Annotated in this window: 1 protein-coding gene; it reads left to right on the top strand. The window is 73.8% G+C overall.

The genetic code is table 11. The features are described from left to right. A partial coding sequence (locus GTP55_RS29135) for an HAD-IC family P-type ATPase (RefSeq protein WP_308494762.1) occupies positions 1 to 1,349 on the top strand: 1,349 nt, incomplete at both ends.

Below are 1,349 nucleotides of genomic sequence, written 5' to 3'. Positions count from 1 at the left end.
GCCGCGCTGCCGTTCTGGCGCCTGCCGCTCGCCGCGCTGCTGGAACAGCTTGGCGTCGACGCCCAGGGCCTGAGCACGGCGCAGGCGGCGGCGCGCCGCCTGCGCTATGGCGGCAATCTGCTCCGGCCCGGCCGCCGCCCGGCGCTGGCGCTGCAGTTCCTCGGCAAGTTCACCCACCCGCTGGTGGCCATCCTGGTGCTGGCCAGCGCGCTGTCGGCGCTGAGCGGCGACAGCGCCAGCTCGGCGATCGTCGGCGTCATCGTGCTGCTCAGCGTCACCCTCGATTTCGCGCAGGAATACCGCGCCGGCGCCGCCGCCGAGCGGCTGCGGCAATCGGTGGCGGTGACCGCGCGCGCGCTGCGCGACGGCCGCCCGGTGGCGCTGCCGCTGGAGCTGCTGGTGCCGGGCGACGTGGTGCTGCTGGCGGCCGGCGATCTGGTGCCATGCGACGGCCGGGTGCTGGCGGCCAGCAACTGCTTCGTCAATCAGGCGCTGCTGACCGGCGAAGCCTATCCGGTGGCAAAGCAGCCGGGCGAGCTGCCGGCGCAGGCCGACCTGCTAGCCGCCGGCAATGCGGTGCTGCTCGGCACCTCGGTGGTGAGCGGCAGCGCCCGCGTGCTGATGTGCCGCGGCGGCGGCGCCACCGCGTTCGGCGAGATCAGCGCGCTGCTGCAGGGGCGCGCCGCGCCCGACGATTTCACGCGCGGCACCCGCCGCTTCGGTCTGCTCATCATGCGCATGACGGTGTCGCTGGTGCTGCTGGTGCTGCTGATCAACGCGCTGTTCCAGCGGCCGCTGATCGAGTCCTTTCTGTTCGCCGTCGCGCTGGCGGTCGGCTTGACGCCCGAGCTGCTGCCGATGGTGACCACGGTGACGCTGGCGCGCGGCGCGCTGCGGCTGGCCGGCGCCCAGGTCATCGTCAAGCGGCTGGGCGCGCTGCAGAGCCTGGGCAGCATGGACGTGCTGTGCACCGACAAGACCGGCACGCTGACCGAAGCGCGCATCGGCCTGGCCCGGCAGGAGGACGCGACCGGCGGCGACAGCGCCAGGGTGCGCGAGCTGGCCTACCTGAACAGCTATTTCGAGACCGGCCTGCGCAGCCCGCTCGACGATGCCATCCTGGCCCAGCCCGGCATCGACGTGGCCGGCTGGCGCAAGCTCGACGAATGTCCGTTCGACTTCGAGCGGCGCCGCGTGTCGGTGCTGATCGACAACGGCGCCAGCCGCCTGCTGGTGGTCAAGGGCGCGCCGGAGGACATCCTGCGCCGCGCGGTGAGCTACGGGCCGGACGCCGACGGCGCCGAGCACGCGCTCGACGCGGCCACGCGCGCGGCGCTGGAGGCGCGCCT

Source organism: Duganella margarita (assembly GCF_009857535.1).
GTDB classification, from domain to species: Bacteria; Pseudomonadota; Gammaproteobacteria; order Burkholderiales; family Burkholderiaceae_D; genus Rugamonas; species Rugamonas margarita.
The sequence above is the reverse complement of the archived record's forward strand: the minus strand, read 5'-3'. Positions and strand labels throughout refer to the sequence as shown.